The following is a 16,838-nucleotide window of genomic DNA, read 5'->3' on the forward strand; positions in this document are numbered from 1 at the left end:
GTCGGTCAGTGGCGGCCCAGGATGCCCCGGTCGTACGCCACCGCGACCGCGGCCGCCCGGTCCTTGACGCCCAACTTGGCATAGATGTGCGTCAGATGGGTCTTCACCGTCGCCTCGCTGATGAAGAGCTCGACCGCGATCGCACGGTTGGAGGTGCCCTTGGCGACGAGTTCGAGGACCTCGCGTTCACGCGCGGAGAGGCTCTCCTCCACGGGAGCGGCGGGGGTGCGGACGCGGGAGACCAGCCGGGAGGCGACGGCCGGGGAGAGCACGGTACGTCCTTCGGCGGCCGCCCGGACCGCGGCGAACAACTCCTCGCGGGGCGCGTCCTTGAGGAGGTAGCCGGTGGCACCGGCCTCGATCGCGGGGAGGGTGTCCGTGTCGGTGTCGTACGTGGTGAGGACGAGGATCTGGGAGCGGGCGCCGCGCCGGGTGAGCTCGACGATGGCGTCGACGCCGTTGCCGCCCGGCATCCGCAGGTCCATGAGGACCACGTCCGGGTCGAGACGCAGGGCGAGTTCGACGGCCTCGACGCCGCCGGACGCCTCGCCGAGGACGTGGAAGCCCGGTTCGGCGGCGCCCGGGTCGGCGGCGGTGAACATCCCGCGCAGGCCGTCCCGTACGACGGGATGGTCGTCGACGATCAGCAGGGTGATGCGCTTGAGCTCAGCCATGGTGCACCAACGGTACGCGGGCGGAGACCGCCGTTCCCTCGCCGGGCCGGGTCTCCAGGGCGACGGTGCCGGTGAGCCGTTCGGCGCGGGCCCTCATGCCGTCGAGGCCGAAGCCGCCACCGCCGGTGCGGGCGGGGACGGCTCCGGGGTCGAAGCCGCGGCCGTCGTCCCGTACGTCGAGGGTGATCTCGTCGCCCATGTACGAGAGGGTGACGCCGGCCCGGGAGGCGCCGGAGTGGCGCTCGGCGTTGGCCAGGGCCTCCTGGGCGATCCGCAGCAGGGTGGCGGCCACCTCGTCGTGCAGGGGTTCCTCGGTGCCGGTGACGGTGAACCGGGTGGTGATGCCCGTGCGTTCGGACCAGTCGGCGACGGTCTTCTTCAGCGCCTCGGGAAGCGTGTCGTGCTCCAGGGCGACCGGGCTCAGGTTCTGCACGGAGCGGCGGGCCTCGCCGAGGCTGTGGCGGGCGAGGTCGGCGGCGCGCTGGACGTGGACCCGGGCGAGCTCCGGGTCGGGGGTGGCGGTGACGACCTGGAGCTGGGCGATGATCCCCGCCAGGCCCTGGGCGAGGGTGTCGTGGATCTCGGCGGCGAGCCGCCGCCGCTCGTCGGCGACCCCGGCCTCGCGGGCCTGGAGCAGGAGTTGCGCCTGGAGAGCGGCGTTCTCGGCGAGGGCCTGTTCCAGACGGGCGTTGGCGCGGGCGAGTTCGGTGATGGTGGTGGCGCGTTCGGCGGCCCGTTCGGCTTCCTTCGAACCGAGGTGGGCGAAGACGACGGCGAGGCAGGCGTTGAGGGCGAACAGGCCGCCGAAGGCGATCCAGTTCATGAGCGAGGCGGGCGGCAGACCGCCGGACTGGGACCCGGCCATGGTGACGGCGGTGACGAGGAGCCCGGCGCGGACGAGGCGGCGGGGCAGGAGTTGGACGACGTCGAAGTAGCCGATGCAGGCGTAGACGGCGAAGAAGGGGTTGAGCCAGGTGAGCGCGAAGGCGAGGACCGTGCGGACGGTGAAGTAGCGGAAGGACGCCGCGCTGGGGGCGCCGGGCACGAGCCGTACGGAGTCGACGACGAGCCCGGCGGGACGCGTGTCCGCGACTGCGGAAGCGGGCGCGTGCCCGGTGGTGAGGCCGGTGTCCGACGCGGCGGGACCGGCACCCGCGGCGTCGGTGGACGAGGCGGAGGTACCGGTGTCCCCGGCGTCGGTGGACGACGCTGCGGGGTCGGACTCCGCCGCTCTGGCGCGGCGTTGGCGGACGTCCCACCCGAGCTGGAGGGCGAGCACCGCGACGACCAGGACCGCGGCCGTGGCCATCTCCGTACGGTCCATGATCTGGTCGGCGGCCGCCGCGGCGAGGACCGTGGCGATGGCCAGCAGACCGTGCGGCCCCCAGCGGAAGAACTGCTGCCAGCGTTCCTCGACCGTCGTCGCACTCATCGGCTCTCCCCCATACCGTCACTCCCAGCGGAACCAGCGGGCCGCCGTGGCGGTCAGCACGACCGTCCAGAGGGCCATGACCCCGAGCACCGCCCACCCGGGCCAACCGCCGGTCGTCGCCGCGTCGAGCGCCTGCGAGGCGGCGCCGTACGGCGTGAACTCGACGATGCGCTGCAGCGTATCCGGCATGGCCTGGACCGGGACCCAGACGCCGGCAGTGAACATCGTCGGGAAGAAGACGGCCGACCCGACCGCCGTGGCGATCTTCTGGGTACGGGAGACGGCGCAGACGGCGGCGCCGAGGGCGAGGCCGGCGGCGATCGCGAGAAGCAGCGCGAGGACGTACCCGGGGAGGTTCTGCGGCAGCCGGACGCCGAAGGCCAGCCGGCCGACGAGGATGACGAGCGCGGAGGAGACGAGGGCCGCGGCTCCGTGCAGGGCGATCTGGGCGGTGAGGAGGGACGCCGGACGGACCGGGGTGGTCGACATCCGTCGCAGGATGCCGCGTTCGCGGTAGCCGGCGAGGACCGGGGGCATGGCCTGGAGCCCGGCCATGATCATCGCGAAGAGGACGGAGACGGGGACGTAGAGGTCGATGACGCGGCGGCCTCCGAGGTCCTCGGACACCTCGCGGAAGGACGGGATCAGACCGAGGATCACCAGGAGGACGGTCGGCGAGATCATCACCCAGAACAGCGCGCCGGGTTCACGGGTGAAGAGACGGACCTCGGTCCTGAGGACGAGGGTGGTGGCGGTGCTCATCGCTGGTCGGCTCCTGTCAGGTCGAGGAAGGCGTCGTCGAGGGTGGCGTCGACGACGCGAAGCTGTTGGGCGGTGACGGCGCGCCGGGCGATGAGCTGGATGAGGGCGTTGACGGTCTCGTCGGTGCCGGTGACGACGGTCCGGCCGTCCTTCGTCTCCACGGCCGCCGCCTGCGGCAGGGCACGGAGTTCGGACGGGTCGAGAGGAGTCTCGGCGGCGAAGGAGATCACCTTGGAGGCGCTGGCGCGGCCGATCAGCCCGTGGGGGGTGTCGAGCGCGGCGATCCGGCCCTTGTCGATGACGGCGATCCGGTCGCAGAGGCGCTGGGCCTCCTCCATGAAGTGGGTGACGAGCAGCACGGTCACCCCGCCCGCCCGGATGTCCTCGACGAGGGACCAGGTCTCGCGCCGGGCGCGCGGGTCGAGCCCGGTGGTGAGCTCGTCGAGGACGACGGCGCGCGGGTTGCCGACGAGGGCGAGCGCGATGAACAGCCGCTGCTTCTGCCCGCCGGACAGCTTCCCGAACCGGGATCCGAGATGGGCGTCGAGCCCGAGCCTTTCGGTGAGGGTCCGCCAGTCGGCGGGCCGCTCGTAGAAGGAGGCGTACAGCTCCAGGGCCTCCCGTACGGTCAGTTTGGCCTGGAGCTCGCTCTCCTGGAGCTGCACCCCGAGGATCCGGGTGACGTCGGCGTGCTGGGCGACGGGGTCGAGCCCGCCGACGCGTACGGTCCCGGCGTCGGGGATCCGCAGCCCCTCGACGCACTCGACGGTCGTGGTCTTGCCGGCCCCGTTGGGCCCGAGGATCCCGAAGATCTCCCCCTCGGCGACCTCGAACGAGACACCGTCGACGACCTTCCGGCCGCCGTAGGCCTTGTGCAGGCCCTGAACTTCGATCATTGGCATGACTCAAGCGTGGCCGCGGAGGCGGTCCCGGGGCATCGGCCATCGCGCTCGAACCGCCATCAACCGATCGGTTGATGGCGGGTACGACCCCGGGGCTCGGAGCCTCCCGGGTGCAGGGGTAGCGGCCCGGGCGCGAAAGCTCGGGCCGCCCGGGGTCAGCTCTTCGCCGCGGCGTGCTCGGTCTCGATCCGCGCCAGGACCCGCTCCTCGGCGAGGCGTCGGGCCGCCTTCAGGCGCCGGTCGACCAACAGCATCGGGAGCGCCCAGAGCCAGCCCCACAGGGAGAAGTCGACGATGTCGGCCGCGCGGAGCGTGTAGTTGGTGGCGAAGGCCAACAGGACGGAGACGACCCAGGCGGCGGCCCGGTGGCGCGCCAGGAAACGTACGGGCGCCTGTCCCGGCTCGGCGAGGATGTCGAGGGTCGCGGCGAGCACGGCGGCACGGTGGTCGTCCGGCCGGGCGGCGACGTACGCCTCTGCGGACTCGCGCACCTGCCCCCGGCCTCCGTTGCGCAGCGCGTACGCGAGGTCCGTGCTCTGCTGCTCGACGGCCTGCCGCTTCACCGCGCCCTGTGCGGCGTGGAAGCGGAGGTCCTCCCAGTAGCTCCGACCGTGCCATCGTTCGGCGGCGTCGAGGCGCTGGGCCTCCGGGGACTCGGAGTCCAGCTCCTTGATCCTGGCGGCGAGTCGGACCGCGCGGGCGGCCCGCCCGGGGTGGTTGAACCCGTCGGCGCGCAGGCAGAGCTCCGCGTACCCGCCGAGCAGTCCGAGGTGGTCGGGATCCAGCCTCAGCCCGGCCCGGAACGCCTCCTCGGCACGGTCGTCGTGGTCGTCCTCGTCCTCGAGCGCATGGCCGACGCCGAGCCAGCAGTACAGATCGGCCGTCGGGCCGAGGGCGTCGAGCCCCTCCTGCGCCGCGCGCCGGACGGCGGCGCTGCCGCCCGCGAGGAAGAGTTGTTCGCAACGTTCGAAGTACGCCTCGGCCTCTGTCTCGGCTGTCGTCATCCCGGTTCCCACCCCTGTGTCCGTACCCCGAATCCGGGGTCGCAGAAGTCTGTGGCCTGCGGGTTTCACCGTCAAGCCGCGGATCGGGAGGGTAGGTGCGGGGAGAAAACCAGATGAGGGTTGTCAGTGGTGAACCCTAGGCTCGGACCTGATGCCCGGAGAAGATGCAGTCGCCCAGGATTCCCCCGACCGCTCGGCCGTACGCACGCTGTTGCGCCTGTGGCCCTATGTACGACCGGTGCGGGGGCGGTTGGCCGTCGCCGCCGTCGTCGCGATAGTCGCCTCGTGCCTGTCGCTCGTCATTCCGCTCGTCCTGAAGTGGATGGTCGACGGGCCCGTCGCCGCGGGCGATCCGGGCGGCGTGTGGCTGGGCGCCCTGTATCTGCTGCTGCTCGGGATCGCGGAGGCGGTGCTCTTCGGTTTCCGGCGGTGGCTGGTCGCACGGCCGCTGGCCGGGGTCGAGGCGCGGATGCGGGCCGACCTCTTCCGGCGTCTGCAACGGCTGCCGATCGCCTTCCACGACCGGTGGGCCTCGGGTCAGCTGCTGTCGCGCGGCACGACCGATCTGATGCTGCTGCGCATGTTCCTCGCCTTCCCGCTGACGTTCCTGCTGGTCAACGGCGTGACGATCCTGGCCGGTTACGTCCTGCTGCTGGGCCAGGACTGGACGCTCGGCCTGGTGCTGCTCACGCCCGTCGCCCCGCTGGTGATCCTCTGCTCGCTGTTCGAGACGAAGTACTCCGTCGTCGCCCGGCGCGCCCAGGACCAGGTCGGCGACCTGACCACCGTCGTCGAGGAGAGCGTCCTCGGCATCCGGATCGTCAAGGGCTTCGGCCGCCACCGCAGCCAGGCGCTCGCCTTCCGGGAACTGGCCGAGCGGCTGCGGGGCACGGAGCTGGTCAAGGCCCGGCTGCTCGCCGGAATCTGGGCGTTCATCACCGTCATTCCGGAGCTGGCGATCGGCGCGGCGCTCGTGCTCGGCACCGTTCAGGTCGCCGACGGCGATCTGTCGGCGGGCACGCTGGTCGCCTTCCTGTCGACGGCGCTCGCGCTGCGGTGGCCGGTGGAGTCGATCGGCTTCCTGCTCGCGATGAGCCAGGAGGCGGCGACGGCGACGGAGCGGTACTTCGAGGTGATGGACGAGGCCGAGGAGACACCGGGGCCTGAGGTGGCGGTGTCGACCACCGGCGCCGCGGCCTCGGACGGTCTGCGGTTCGAGAACGTCACGTTCCGCTACCCGGACGCTCCCGAGGACACACCGCCGGTACTCGACGGGATCGACCTGCACATCCGGCCCGGCGAGACCCTCGCGCTGGTGGGCGGCACCGGCTCGGGCAAGACGACCCTGACCGCGCTCGTGCCCCGGCTGCACGAGGCGACCGGCGGACGGATCCTGCTCGACGGCGAGGACATCGCCCGCATGGAGCGTGAACGGCTGCGCGCGCTGGTGTCGGTGGCCTTCGAGGAGCCGACCCTGTTCTCGGCGAGCGTGGGCGAGAACGTACTGATGGGCGTGGGGGCAGGGGCCGGCGAGCCGGAGCTGCGGCGCGCGCTGGGGGTGGCCCAGGCCGAGGGGTTCGTCACCGCGCTCCCCGAGGGCGCGGCGACCCAGGTGGGCGAGCAGGGCCTGAGCCTGTCGGGAGGCCAGCGCCAGCGCCTCGCCCTGGCCCGCGCGGTCGTCGGCCGCCCGCGCTTCCTGGTCCTCGACGACCCGCTGTCCGCGCTGGACGTGCACACCGAGGCCTTGGTGGAGGCGGCGCTGCGGGAGGTCCTGCGCGAGACGACCGCGCTGGTCGTGGCGCACCGCCCGTCGACCGTGATGCTCGCGGACCGGGTCGCGCTCCTGTCGGAGGGCCGGATCGCGGCGGTGGGCACCCACCACGAACTGCTGCGGAGCAACGCCGAGTACGCCTGGCTGATGTCGGGCGAGGGAAACGAGGAACGATGACGGATCCCACGACGACATCAGCGACGGACACGGAGGGAACGGCGCCCGGGGAGGCGCCGGGGACGCCGGAGGTCGCACCTTTCGGGACGGCCGCGGGCCGGCCCGCATCCGGAGCGCCAGGGACCGGTGCGCCCGGGGCCGTATCGGGTCTGTCCGGGACCGGGAAGCCCGGGACGGGTGCGGGCCGGCCCGATCCGTCCGGCGCCGGGAAGCCCGGGACGGGTTCCGGCCTCCCCGCGGCCGGAGCGCCAGGGGCCGAGGCGCCCGGGGACCGGCCCGATCCTTCCGACATCGGGAAGCCCGAAGGCGATCCGTCTGCCGCCGCCGGTGCGCCCCACGGGGATCCCTTCGACCGGGACGATCTGCCCACCGCGCCCGGGGCCACCGGCGCGCTGCTGCGTTCGCTGCTCTCCGCGCACCGCGCGCGCGTGGCCGTCGCCGCGCTCGTGCTGCTGGTCCAGCAGGCCGCCGTGCAGGCCGGTCCGCTGCTCGTCGCGTACGCCATCGACAGCGGCGTGCCCGCCATCCGGGACGGGGACTACGGGCCCGTCGTGGCCGTCGCCGTCGGGTACCTCCTCTGCGCGGCGGCGGCCGGACTGCTCCAGTACGCCTTCGTCCGCGGCGCCGCCCGCGTCAACCAGGACGTGCTCCTCGACCTGCGCGGACGGATCTTCCGCCACGCCCAGGCCCTCAGCGTGGACTTCCACGAGCGGTACACCTCCGGCCGGCTCATCTCCCGCTCCACCACGGACGTGGAGTCCCTGCGGGAGCTGCTCGCCGAGGGGCTCCAGGAACTGATCGGCGTCGTCCTCGCGTTCGTGTACATCGCGGCGATGCTGCTCTGGCTGGATCTGGGCATCGGCGCGGTGGCCGTCGCCTCCTTCGTACCGCTGTATCTGCTCGTACGGATCTACCAGCGGCGCGCGGCCCTCGTCTTCGCCGAGCGGTCCACGGCCATCGCGGGCGTGATCGTGAAGTTCGCGGAGACGATGAACGGGATCCGGCCGGTGCGGGCCTTCCGCAGGGAGCAGGCCAACGACACCGAGTTCGCCGCGCTCAACCACCGCCACGAGCGCAGCAACGGCGACGCGCTTCTGGAGATGGCCCGCTATGTCGTCGGCTCGCGCCTCGTGGCGAACACGGCCGTGGCCGGGATGTGTCTGTGGGGCGCGTACCGGGTGGCCGGGGGGACGCTGGCGCTCGGAGTGCTGGCGGCGGCCGTGCTGTACATGCGGCGGCTGTACGACCCGATCGACCGGCTCGGCATGTTCCTCAACTCGTACCAGTCGGCGGCCGCGTCGCTCGCCAAGATCGCGGGCCTGCTGGCGCAGGAGCCGGGCGTCCCTGAGGCCGCCTCGCCGAAGGAGCTCCCGGCGCGCCGGACCGGGACGCCGGGGCGCGAGGTCGTGTTCGAGGGCGTGCGGTTCGCGTACCGGACCGGCGGCGAGGTGCTGCCCCGCTTCGACCTGACGATCCCGGCGGGGCAGACGGTCGCGGTGGTCGGTTCGACGGGCGCCGGCAAGTCGACGCTCGCCAAGCTGCTCGCCCGCTTCTACGACCCGACCGAGGGGCGGGTGCTGCTCGACGGGGTCGACGTCCGGGACCTCGCGACACCCGAACTGCGACGCGGTGTGGTGATGGTGACGCAGGAGGCGTTCCTGTTCTCGGGGACGGTCGCCGAGAACATCGCGATCGGGCGTCCGGACGCGACCCGGGCGGAGATCGAGCAGGCGGCGAAGGCGATCGGCGCGCACGAGTTCATCGCGGGGCTCCCGGACGGCTACGACACGGACGTACGGAAGCGGGGCGGGCGGATCTCGGCGGGTCAGCGGCAGTTGGTGGCCTTCGCCCGCGCTCTCCTCGCGGACCCGGCGGTGCTCATCCTGGACGAGGCGACGAGTTCGCTGGACGTGCCGGGGGAACGGGCGGTGCAGCGGGCCATGGACACGGTGCTCGCCGGTCGGACGGCGGTGGTGATCGCCCACCGCCTGTCGACGGTGGAGATCGCCGACCGCGTCCTGGTGATGGAACACGGCCGCATCGTCGAGGACGGCCACCCGTCGGACCTGGTGAGCGGCGAGGGCCGCTTCGCGACCCTCCATCGCGCCTGGCGGGACAGCCTGGTGGGCTAGCCCTCCTGCGGCGCCCCGCGGCGGGACGGCCCGGCGGGCAAGCCCTCCCTCCGGCGCCCGCCTGGCGGGACAGCCCCGAGGGACAGCCCAACCCCCGGCGCCCGCCTGGCCGGACATCCCGACGAGCCAGCCCACCCCCGGCGCCTCGCCCGGCCGGACAGCCACGTGGGCCAGCTCTCCCCCGGCGTCCCGCCTGCCGGGACAGCCCGGAGGGCCGACCCTCCCCCAGGCGCTGCCTGGCGGGGCAGCCCTAGGGACAGCCCAACCCCCGGCGCCCCGCGTGGCCGGACAGCCCGGCGGGGCACCCCTCCCCCGGCGCCTCGCCCGGCCGGACAGCCACGTGGGCCAGCCCTCCCCCGGCGTCCCGCCTGCCGGGACAGCCCGGAGGGCCGACCCTCCCCCAGGCGCTGCCTGGCGGGCAGCCCGAGGGACAGCCCAACCCCGGTGCCCCGCCTCGCGGGACAGCCTGGTGGGCCAGCCCTCCCGCGGCGCCCCGCGGCGGGACAGCCCGGAGGGCTGACCCTGCCCCGGCGCCCACCCGGCCGGACCGCCCGACGGGCCCACCCCCGGCGCCCACCCTGCCGGACAGCCAGGCGGGGCAGCCCTCCGCCGTGCCCCGCCTGGCCGGACAGCCCGGCCGGACAGCCCGCCGGGCCGGCCCACCCCCGGCGCCCAGGCCCCCGCCCCCGGCGCCCCGTCAGGTCCTGCGCCCCCGCAGCAGCACCACACACAGCGCCGCCGCCAGGAGCATGACCCCCGCCGCCCCGTACGCCGCCCCGTTCAGGGCAGACGTGAACGCGGACCTCGCCGCGTCCAGGACCTCCCCCGGGAACCCCATCGCCCCACCCAGCGTCTCCCGTGCCGCCGCCGGCGCCGATGACGGCATGTGGGCCGTGTAGACCGCCGCTCCGATCGAGCCGAGGACCGCCATCCCGAGCGCCCCACCCAGCTCCGTGCCCGATTCCAGGACCGCCGCCGCCGCGCCCGCCCGCTCCGGCGGGGCCGCGCCGAGCGCGCTCTCGTTGGCGAGGGTCATCGCCGAGACGAGACCGGAGGCGTACACGGTGGCGCCGACGAGGACGACCCACAGCGGAGTGTCGGCCTCGATGAGCGTCAGCAACGCGAAGCCGACCGCCGAGAGCAGGAAGCCGCCGGTCATCACGTACGCCCGGTCCACCCGCCCCGCGAGCACCGCGGCCAGGGGCGCGGCGATCATGACGCCCACCGACGGCGCCAGGCTCCACAGCGCCGCCTCCAACGGGCTCTGGCCGAGGACGGACTGCAGGTACTGGGTGAGGAAGACGGCGAAGCCGACGGTCGCGACCATGGCGAGCAGGTTCACCAGCACCGACCCCCCGTACGCCCGCTTGCGCAGCAGCGCGAGGTCCACCATCGGCTCGGCGAGCCGACTCTGGCGGCGCAGGAACACCAGGGCGATCAGCAGGCCTGCCGCGATCGCGAGCGCCGGCAGCGGTCGCCAGCCGTCCTTGGCGACCTCCTTGATGCCGTGGATCAGCGGCAGCAGCGCTGCCAGCGACAGCAGCGCGCTGGTCCAGTCGAACCGCCCGCGCGCCGCCGCCCCCGTGGACTCGGGAAGGAGTACGGGCCCGAGGATCAGGAGGAGGACCATCGCGGGCAGGTTGATGAGGAAGACCGAGCCCCACCAGAAGTGTTCGACGAGCGCGCCGCTGACGACCGGTCCGAGGGAGATCCCGCTCGCCATCACGGTCGTCCACAGCGTGACCGCCTTGGCCCGCTGGGCCTCGTCGCGGAAGAGCGTGCGGATCAGGGCGAGCGTGGACGGCATCAGGCAGGCCCCGGCGACCCCGAGCAGCGCGCGGGCGGCGATCAGTGTGCCCGGGCTGTGGGCGTAGGCGGCGGCGACCGACGCGATCCCGAAGAGCGCGGCGCCGCCGAGGAGCAGCTTGCGGCGGCCGATGCGGTCCCCGAGCGCCCCCATGGTGATGAGGAGTCCGGCGAGGACGAAGCCGTACATGTCGAGGATCCACAGCTGCGCGGTGGCCCCGGGGTGGAGGTCGGCGCTGATGGAGGGGATGGCGAAGTAGAGGATCGAGACGTCCATGGAGACGAGGAGGAGCGGCAGCATCAGCACGGCGAGCGCGGTCCATTCGCGGCGGCCGGCGAGGACGGTTTCCGGTGGTGTCGTGAGCGTCATGCGGGGAGCGAAGCAGCCGTCCGCGTACGGTGCCACGGTCGCCCTAGTGCACCCCGCGGAAGTCCGGGGAAGCCGCAGTTCAGAGGCGCGTACGAGCCCCGAAGTGCACTAGTACACTGCCGCGATGACCAGCCCACCGCCCTACCTCGCCATCGCCGCCGAGATACGTCGGCGGATCCTCTCCGGCGAACTCTCCCCCGGCGATCTGGTCCCGTCCACACGGGCCATCACCCGCGAGTGGGGCGTCGCGATGGCGACGGCGTCCAAGGCGCTGGCGGCGCTGCGCCAGGAAGGTCTCGTCCACCCCGAGCCGGGTGTCGGCACGGTCGTCTCCACGCCGGCGGCCCCCGTCCCCGCGACGGCGCCGACACGCGAGCGGATCGTCCGTGCCGCGATCGAACTCGCCGACGCCGAGGGGCTTCCGGCGCTGACGATGCGCCGGCTGGCCACCTCCCTCTCGACCTCGACCATGGCGCTGTACCGGCATGTGCCGGGCAAGGGCGAGCTGGTGCGGCTGATGGCGGACACGGCCTGCGGAGAGGTGCCGTTGGGGCCGGTGCCGGCCGACTGGCGCAGCGGACTCGAGCACGGCGCCCGCTGGTTGCGCGGGGTGTACACCCGGCACCGCTGGATGGCGCAGGCGATGGCCTCCTTCACCCGGCCCGTCGCCTCACCCAACGCGATGGCGTATCTGGAGTGGATCCTGGGGGTCCTGCGCGGCACGCCACTGACACCGTTCGAGAAGCTCCACACCCATCTGGCGATCTTCGCCTACATCCAGGGTCTGGCGATGGCGGACGATCTGGAGGAGCAGGCGCGCCAGGACACCGGGATGTCGGACGGCGAGTGGATGGACCAGAACGAGCCACGGTTCGACGCGATTTCGGCCGGGGGCTCCTACCCCCTGCTCGACGCGCTCTCGGAGGGCGCGGACTTCGAGGTGGACCTTGAGTCCCTTTTCGAATTCGGGCTCCGGAGAACGCTGGACGGCGTCGCAGCCATGATCGACGAAACGTCCGGTTAACGAACACGACCTTTCGGGCACCGGACGATTTCCGGCCAACTTGTTGACGCGCTCCTGACAGACGCCCGTCACTGCTGCCAATCTCTCCCCGACTCGTAAGAGAGTTCGCGCTTCACAGGTACGTGCTCCACAGCTCTGTTTGCTCTGCCCGGGCCGACCCACCCAGTGGCCCGGTACCCCCCTCGCAAAAGGAGTCTGCGTGAGATCCACGCCCAGCCGTCGCGCCACCGCGACCGGCGCTCTGATCGCTGCCGCCGCCATGATCGCCGTCACCGTCCAGGCAGGTTCCGCCACCGCGGCGGACGACCAGTGGACGGTCGCTCCGAAGGCACAGGCCGGCACCGCGGCCAACCCCGGCAAGCTGCCGGCCGACCTCTCCCCCGCCCAGCGCAGCGCGCTGATACGCGCGGCCGACGCCGACAAGGCGGCGACCGCCAAGGCCCTCGGCCTCGGCGCCCAGGAGAAGCTCGTCGTCCGCGACGTCGTGCAGGACCGCGACGGCACGACCCACACGCGCTACGAGCGCACCTACGCCGGACTCCCGGTCCTCGGCGGCGACATGGTCGTCCAGGAGACCAAGGCCGGAGTGACCCAGGGCGTCACCAAGGCGTCCCGCGCGGAGCTGAAGAACGTCGACACGACCGCCGACGTCGCCCCGGCCGCCGCCGAGAAGCAGGCGCTCGGCGCCGCCGCCGCGGAGGGCTCGAAGAAGACCGCCGCCGAGCGCGCCCCGCGCAAGGTCGTCTGGATGGCACAGGGTTCGCCCGTCCTCGCGTACGAGACCGTCGTCGGCGGCCTCCAGCACGACGGCACCCCGAACGAGCTGCACGTCGTCACCGACGCCACCACCGGCGCGAAGCTGTACGAGTGGCAGGCCGTCCACACCGGCACCGGCAACACGCAGTACAGCGGCCAGGTGACGCTGGGCACCGCGCCCTCGTACACGCTGACCGACACCGGCCGCGGCAACCACAAGACGTACAACCTCAACCGGGGTACGTCCGGCACCGGGACGCTCTTCTCCGGCTCCGACGACATCTGGGGCGACGGCACCCCGCAGAACCTGGAGACCGCGGGCGCGGACGCGCACTTCGGCGCCGGGGTCACCTGGGACTACTACAAGAACGTGCACGGCCGCTCCGGCATCCGGGGTGACGGCGTCGGCGCGTACTCCCGGGTCCACTACGGCAACGCGTACGTCAACGCCTTCTGGCAGGACTCCTGCTTCTGCATGACCTACGGCGACGGTTCCGGCAACACCAAGCCGCTCACGTCGATCGACGTGGCCGCGCACGAGATGACGCACGGCGTCACCTCCAACACCGCCGGTCTGGTCTACAGCGGGGAGTCCGGCGGTCTGAACGAGGCCACCTCCGACATCTTCGCGGCGGCCGTCGAGTTCTACGCCAACAACGCCTCGGACAAGGGCGACTACCTCGTCGGCGAGAAGATCGACATCCGCGGCAACGGCACGCCGCTGCGCTACATGGACAAGCCGAGCAAGGACGGCTCGTCCAAGGACGCCTGGTACTCGGGCATCGGCGGCATCGACGTCCACTACTCCTCGGGCCCGGCGAACCACTGGTACTACCTGCTCTCCGAGGGCAGCGGCGCGAAGACCATCAACGGCGTCAACTACGACTCGCCGACCTCCGACGGCCTGCCCGTCACCGGCATCGGCCGGGACAAGGCGTCGCTGATCTGGTTCAAGGCGCTCACCACCAAGTTCAGCTCGAACACCAACTACGCCGGTGCCCGCACCGGTACGGTCGCGGTGGCCACCGAGCTGTACGGCGCCGGCAGCCCCGAGGTCCTGGCCGTCGAGCACGCCTGGGCCGGCATCAACGTGGGCTCGCGCCCCGGTGGTGGCAACCCCGACCCCGGCAAGGTCTTCGAGAACACGGCCGACGTCTCCATCCCGGACAACGGCGCCGCGGTGACCTCCACGGTCAACGTCACCGGCGTCACCGGCAACGCGCCCTCGGCCCTCAAGGTGGACGTGAACATCGTCCACACCTACCGCGGTGACCTCGTCGTCGACCTCGTCGCCCCCGACGGCTCGGTCTACAACCTGCACAACCGGTCCGGCGGCAGCGCCGACAACATCGTGCAGACCTACACCGTGAACGCCTCCTCGGAGGTCGCCAACGGCGCCTGGAAGCTCCGCGTCCAGGACCGGGCCGCGATCGACACCGGCTACATCAACAGCGTCAAGCTCACCTTCCCGTAACACCGGGTGAGTGACGGACGCCCGGAGGGCTCGTTCCCTCCGGGCGTCCGCGCGTTCGTGCATAGGCTGGTGGGCATGATCAGGGTGCTGCTCGCCGACGACGAGGCGATGATCCGGGCCGGGGTGCGGGCGATTCTCGGTGCTGATCCGGGGATCGAGGTGGTCGCCGAGGCCGGGGACGGGCACGAGGCCGTCGAGCTGGCCCGCGGGCACCGTCCGGACGTCGTGCTGCTCGACATCCGGATGCCGAGGCTCGACGGGCTCGGAGCGGTGGCGGAACTGCGCCGTGCGGCCCCGGAGACGGCGGTCGTGATGCTCACGACCTTCTCCGAGGACGAGTACGTCGCCCAGGCCCTCGGCTCGGGGGCGAGCGGCTTCCTGCTCAAGTCCGGGGATCCCAGGGAGCTGCTCGCGGGCGTGCGGGCCGTGGCCGGTGGGGCCGCGTTCCTCTCGCCCGAGGTCACCCGACGGGTCATCGACCGGCTGCCGACCGGGCGGCTCTCCCGGGCGGCGGAGGCGCGGGAGCGCTTGGAGCCGCTGACGGGGCGGGAGCGGGAAGTCGTCGCGCTGGTCGGCTCCGGCCTCTCCAACGGCGAGATCGCCACCCGGCTGCACATTGTGGAGGGCACCGTGAAGGCCCATGTGAGCGCCGTCCTGGCCCGGCTCGGCCTGCGGAACCGGGTGCAGCTCGCGATCCTGGCGTACGAGGCGGGGCTGGTGGATCTCCTGGACGGTCGGGACCACTGACTTTCGTCAGGGGTCCCGATCCGGGCCGTCCGGCAAGCTGGGTGGATGCGGCGTGAACGACTTCGGGATCTTCTGCTCGACCTGGCACTTTGGGGGCTGCTCGGCACCCCCGTGCTGCTGCGCCTCGACCCCAATGACGGCGGCTCCTGGAGTCAGGTCGCCGTGGGGATCGTCGTCCTCGGCGCGGCCGTGGCGTGCTGCCGGGCGCTGCCGCTCGTCTCGCTCGCCCTCGCCGTCGCGCTGAGCCTCGCCACCTCCCCCGAGCTGTTCACCGCGCCGTACGCGCTCGCGCTCGTCGTCTTCGGCTATCTCGCCGGGCGGCGGCAGCAGCACACCCGGGCCGCGCTGTCCCTGTTCGCCGCGGTCGCGGTGCTCGGCTTCGCGCTCGTCCCGCTGTCGGACGGAAACGTCTCCCAGGGGTTCACGGTCGTCCTGGTCCTCGCCCTGGCGATCGTGGCGCCCTGGCTGACGGGCCGTTACGTACGCCAGTACGCCCGGCTCGTCCGGGCCGGCTGGGAGCTGGCCGCGCGCATGGAGCGCGAGCAGGCCGCCGTCGCCGACCGGGAGCGGCTGCGCGAACGCTCCCGCATCGCGGGCGACATGCACGACTCGCTCGGTCACGACCTCGCGCTGATCGCGCTGCGCGCCGCCGCGCTGGAGGTCGATCCCGGGCTCGGCGCCCGGCAGCAGGCCGCCGCCGGGGAGCTGCGCGTGGCGGCCGCCGAGGCGACGGCCCGGCTGCGGGACATCATCGGTGTCCTCAGGGCGGACGAGGAGGAGGGACCGGGGGCCGCCCCGACGACGCCGGTCGGGGAGACGGTCGAGGAGGTCGTGGAACGGGCGGGCGCGTCCGGGCTGCGGGTGGAGCTGACGGAGACCGGACCGGACGGTGGGACACCGCCGATGGTCGACCGTGCGGTCCACCGGCTGGTGGTGGAGTCCCTCACGAACGCTGCCAAGCACGCGCCGGGCGCCCCGGTCCGGGTCGCGCTGGAGCGCGCGGACGGCATGCTGACGGTGTCGGTGTCCAACGGCCCCGGGAGCGAGGCTGCCGGCGATCTGCGGAGCCGTAAGGGCACGGCCGACGTCGGGTCGGGCCGTGCCCGGACGCAGCAGACCGACGGCCCGTCGAGCCGCGGACGGGTGCCGGCCGGTGACGCCGGCGACCCGCGGAGCCGCACGGGCACGGCCGAAATCGTGTCGGACCGTGCCCGTACGGAGCGGGAGGCGCGGGCCGGTGGCCTGTCCGGCCGGGTCGGCGACCGCCCCGCCCGACCCGGCTCCGGCGGTACCGGACTCGTCGGGCTCGACGAGCGCGTGCGGCTGGCCGGGGGGCGACTGAGTCACGGTCCGGACGGGGCGGGCGGGTTCGCCGTGCGGGCGGTGCTGCCGCTGGAGCCCGGTGCCGCGGGGGCGCAGCCTGCCGCGCCCGCCGCGCCCACCTCCGTACGGGAGCGGGACCTGGCCCGGCGGGAGGTGCGACGCGGCCTCGCGCGGGCGATCTGGATCCCGCTCACGCTGGTCGCCGCGCTCGGTCTCGTGATGCTGCTCTTCGGGCTGTGGACGCAGTCCCGGTCCTTCCTGGACCGGGACGACTACGTCTCGCTGCGCGTCGGCGATCCGCTCTCCGCCGACGCCGAACGCCTCCCGCCGCACCCGCTGGACGGACCGCCCGCCGACGCCCCGCCGGAGCCGCACGGTCTGGACCGGTGTCTGTACTACCGGGCGACGATGACGGCAGCCGTTCCCGTCTACCGCCTGTGCCTCGTCGACGGGCGGCTCGCCGACAAGGCACTCGTGGGATGAG

12 protein-coding genes are annotated in these 16,838 nt (G+C 73.1%); 6 read left to right on the plus strand and 6 right to left on the minus strand.

Features of this window, described 5'->3' with window-relative positions:
• Window positions 1-5: 5 nt before the first annotated feature.
• The 5 genes from ACFC0D_RS19745 to ACFC0D_RS19765 all read right to left on the minus strand — a co-directional run bounded on the left by ACFC0D_RS19745 (window position 6) and on the right by ACFC0D_RS19765 (window position 4,774).
• Entirely contained in the window at window positions 6-674 is a 669-nt protein-coding gene (locus ACFC0D_RS19745) for a response regulator (RefSeq protein WP_376437333.1), read from the minus strand.
• Window positions 667-2,106, minus strand: coding sequence for a sensor histidine kinase (locus tag ACFC0D_RS19750; RefSeq protein ID WP_376437335.1), 1,440 nt, complete (start codon window positions 2,104-2,106; stop codon window positions 667-669). Before ACFC0D_RS19750 ends, ACFC0D_RS19745 begins: the two co-directional genes overlap by 8 nt.
• 18 nt (window positions 2,107-2,124) lie before the next feature.
• Window positions 2,125-2,868, minus strand: a complete 744-nt coding sequence (locus tag ACFC0D_RS19755) for an ABC transporter permease (protein WP_376437338.1) — start codon at window positions 2,866-2,868, stop codon at window positions 2,125-2,127.
• Window positions 2,865-3,770 carry an ABC transporter ATP-binding protein gene (locus ACFC0D_RS19760; protein ID WP_376437340.1) on the minus strand — a complete coding sequence of 302 codons (906 nt, stop codon included), beginning with the start codon at window positions 3,768-3,770 and terminating at the stop codon, window positions 2,865-2,867. The genes ACFC0D_RS19755 and ACFC0D_RS19760 overlap by 4 nt, the downstream gene beginning before the upstream one ends.
• Window positions 3,771-3,925: 155 nt before the next feature.
• Window positions 3,926-4,774, minus strand: coding sequence for a hypothetical protein (locus ACFC0D_RS19765; protein WP_376437343.1), 849 nt, complete (start codon window positions 4,772-4,774; stop codon window positions 3,926-3,928).
• Between the two features lie 151 nt (window positions 4,775-4,925).
• On the opposite strand from ACFC0D_RS19765, the gene ACFC0D_RS19770 reads away from it, so the two are divergent.
• Complete coding sequence (locus ACFC0D_RS19770) at window positions 4,926-6,722, plus strand: ABC transporter ATP-binding protein (RefSeq protein ID WP_376437345.1); 1,797 nt, start codon at window positions 4,926-4,928, stop codon at window positions 6,720-6,722.
• Window positions 6,719-8,854, plus strand: a complete 2,136-nt coding sequence (locus tag ACFC0D_RS19775) for an ABC transporter ATP-binding protein (protein ID WP_376437348.1) — start codon at window positions 6,719-6,721, stop codon at window positions 8,852-8,854. The genes ACFC0D_RS19770 and ACFC0D_RS19775 overlap by 4 nt, the downstream gene beginning before the upstream one ends.
• A 697-nt stretch (window positions 8,855-9,551) precedes the next feature.
• Here the strand turns inward: ACFC0D_RS19775 and ACFC0D_RS19780 are convergent.
• Window positions 9,552-11,030, minus strand: a complete 1,479-nt coding sequence (locus ACFC0D_RS19780) for an MFS transporter (RefSeq protein ID WP_376437351.1) — start codon at window positions 11,028-11,030, stop codon at window positions 9,552-9,554.
• Between the two features lie 124 nt (window positions 11,031-11,154).
• Here ACFC0D_RS19780 and ACFC0D_RS19785 point away from each other — a divergent pair, with 124 nt between their 5' ends.
• The 4 genes from ACFC0D_RS19785 to ACFC0D_RS19800 all read left to right on the plus strand — a co-directional run bounded on the left by ACFC0D_RS19785 (window position 11,155) and on the right by ACFC0D_RS19800 (window position 16,837).
• Window positions 11,155-12,054 (plus strand): TetR/AcrR family transcriptional regulator C-terminal domain-containing protein, encoded by a 900-nt coding sequence (locus ACFC0D_RS19785; RefSeq protein ID WP_376437353.1) that lies wholly within the window; start codon window positions 11,155-11,157, stop codon window positions 12,052-12,054.
• Between the two features lie 199 nt (window positions 12,055-12,253).
• Window positions 12,254-14,284 carry a M4 family metallopeptidase gene (locus ACFC0D_RS19790; protein ID WP_376437356.1) on the plus strand — a complete coding sequence of 677 codons (2,031 nt, stop codon included), beginning with the start codon at window positions 12,254-12,256 and terminating at the stop codon, window positions 14,282-14,284.
• Between the two features lie 75 nt (window positions 14,285-14,359).
• Entirely contained in the window at window positions 14,360-15,031 is a 672-nt protein-coding gene (locus tag ACFC0D_RS19795; protein ID WP_376437359.1) for a response regulator, read from the plus strand.
• 45 nt (window positions 15,032-15,076) lie between these two features.
• Window positions 15,077-16,837, plus strand: a complete 1,761-nt coding sequence (locus ACFC0D_RS19800) for a sensor histidine kinase (protein ID WP_376437362.1) — start codon at window positions 15,077-15,079, stop codon at window positions 16,835-16,837.
• The last annotated feature ends 1 nt before the right edge of the window (window position 16,838 follow it).

Origin of the sequence: Streptomyces sp. NPDC056222 (genome assembly GCF_042264065.1) — a bacterium.
Taxonomy (GTDB): Bacteria; Actinomycetota; Actinomycetes; order Streptomycetales; family Streptomycetaceae; genus Streptomyces.